This window comes from Arthrobacter agilis, assembly GCF_002953615.1.
In the GTDB taxonomy this organism is placed as follows: Bacteria; Actinomycetota; Actinomycetes; order Actinomycetales; family Micrococcaceae; genus Arthrobacter_D; species Arthrobacter_D agilis_B.
The window spans coordinates 1652933-1655107 of record NZ_CP024915.1; the positions used below are offsets into that span (position 1 = coordinate 1652933).

Here is a 2175-nt window from a genome sequence, read left to right on the forward strand (position 1 = left end):
GTCCTCCTCGATCTCGACGACGGCGGCCCGCCGCGAGAACGTCGGCTTCACCAACGGCTACGACTTCGGCTACATGGCCGTCGTCACGAAGAACGGCTCCTCGGTGAGCGGCTTCGACTCCCTCTCGGAGAGCACCCGCATCGGCGTGGTCCAGGGCACCGTCCAGGACGACTACGTCTCCAACACCCTCGGCCTCGAGCCCGTGCGCTTCCCGGACTACAACACGGTGTACGCCAACGTGAAGAACGGGCAGGTGGACGCCTGGGTCGCCCCGTCGCAGCAGGCCACCGGCCAGGTGAAGGAGGGCGACGACACCACGATCGCCGAGACCATCATCAACACGGAGAACTTCACGGCGTACGCGGTCAACAGCGAGAACCAGCCCCTCATCGACGCCCTCAACGCGGGCCTCGACGCGGTGATCGCCGACGGCACCTGGTCCGAGCTCACCAAGGAGTGGTACCCGGACCGCGAGATGCCCACTGACTGGAAGCCCGGCAGCAAAGCCGTGGACGTAAAGTAGCCGGCCCTGCATGGATGCCCTCGAACAGCTCGGCAAGACGTTCTTCGACTGGGAGGCGATGGCCGCGGTCCTGCCGGACCTCCTGACCGTCGGACTGCCCAACACCCTCCTGCTCGCCCTGGCCTCGGGGATCATCGGGACGATCGTCGGCATGCTCCTCGCGATCATGGGGATCTCCCGCAACCGGGTGCTCCGGTGGATCGCACGCATCTACACGGACATCTTCCGCGGCCTCCCCGCCGTCGTGATCATCCTGCTCATCGGACTGGGCCTCGGGCCCATCCTCCGGCAGGTCACGGGCAGCACCAGCCCCTACCCGCTGGGCATCCTCGCCCTGTCGCTGATCGCCTCGGCCTACATCGGGGAGATCTTCCGCTCCGGTATCCAGAGCGTGGAGAAGGGGCAGCTGGAGGCCTCGCGTGCACTGGGCTTCAGCTACGGCGCATCCATGCAGCTCGTGGTGGTGCCCCAGGGCGTGCGGCGCGTGCTGCCCGCCCTGGTCAACCAGTTCATCTCGCTCATCAAGGAGTCGTCGCTCATCTACTTCATCGGCCTCGTCGCCAGTGAACGCGAGCTCTTCCGGGTGGGCAACGACGCCGCGAGCAACACCGGCAACCTCTCGCCCCTGATCGCGGCCGGCGTGCTCTACCTGTGCCTGACCATCCCGCTGACGCACCTGGTCAACTTCATCGACACCAGGCTCCGCGTGGGCAGGAAGCAGAAACCGGAACCGGACGAACTGGCCGCGGTGATTCCGACGAGCGGAGGAGCGAAGGCATGAAGACCATCGAATCGGGAACACTGACGGGCAAGGGCCTGCACCTGTCCTTCGGGTCCAACCACGTGCTGCGCGGGATCGACCTGCACGTGGAACGGGGGACGACGGCGTCGGTCATCGGGCCGTCCGGCTCCGGGAAGTCCACCCTGCTGCGTGTCCTCAACCGGCTGATCGAACCCGACCAGGGCGATATCCTGCTCGACGGCCGCTCCGTCCTCAAGGACAACCCGGACGAGCTGCGCCGCCGCATCGGCATGGTGTTCCAGCAGTTCAACCTCTTCCCGCACAAGACCGTGCTGGACAACGTGTCCCTGGCGCTGCGCAAGCTCCGGAAGATGTCCGCCGGCGAAGCACGGGAGAAGGCCCTCGCCCAGCTCGACCTGGTGGGCCTCAAGCACAAGGCCGACGTCCGGCCGGGCAACCTCTCCGGCGGGCAGCAGCAGCGCGTGGCGATCGCCCGGGCGCTGGCCATGGACCCCGAGGTGATGTTCTTCGACGAGGCCACGTCCGCGCTGGACCCGGAGCTCGTGAAGGGCGTCCTCGCCCTCATGGCGGACCTCGCCTCGGCGGGCATGACCATGGTCGTCGTCACGCACGAGATGGGCTTCTCGCGCAACGTCTCGGACACCGTGACGTTCATGGACGGCGGCGTCGTCGTGGAGTCGGGACCACCGTCCGCGATCTTCGACGACGCGCAGACGCCCCGCCTGAGGTCGTTCCTCTCGGACGTCCTCTAGCGGTCCTGCCGGGGCCGGGATCCGCTCGCATGCCACAGGGGCTCCGCATCCGCGGAGCCCCTGTGGCATGTCCGGCGCCTCCCGGTCAGGCGAGGATAAAGTTCCAGGTCCCGGCCAGGACGGCCGCCGCTACCGCA

At 67.6% G+C, this 2175-nt stretch carries 3 protein-coding genes; all 3 read left to right on the forward strand.

All coding sequences use genetic code 11. The features are described 5' to 3' along the window. Positions 1 to 523, forward strand: a 523-nt coding sequence (locus CVO76_RS07900; RefSeq protein WP_208741575.1) for a transporter substrate-binding domain-containing protein, incomplete at its 5' end; no start/stop codon positions are given. 10 nt (positions 524 to 533) lie between these two features. Further along, positions 534 to 1304, forward strand: a complete 771-nt coding sequence (locus tag CVO76_RS07905) for an amino acid ABC transporter permease (protein ID WP_133081308.1) — start codon at positions 534 to 536, stop codon at positions 1302 to 1304. Continuing rightward, on the forward strand, positions 1301 to 2038 hold the full coding sequence (locus tag CVO76_RS07910) for an amino acid ABC transporter ATP-binding protein (RefSeq protein WP_208741576.1): 738 nt from the start codon (positions 1301 to 1303) through the stop codon (positions 2036 to 2038). The genes CVO76_RS07905 and CVO76_RS07910 overlap by 4 nt, the downstream gene beginning before the upstream one ends. Positions 2039 to 2175 lie beyond the last annotated feature (137 nt).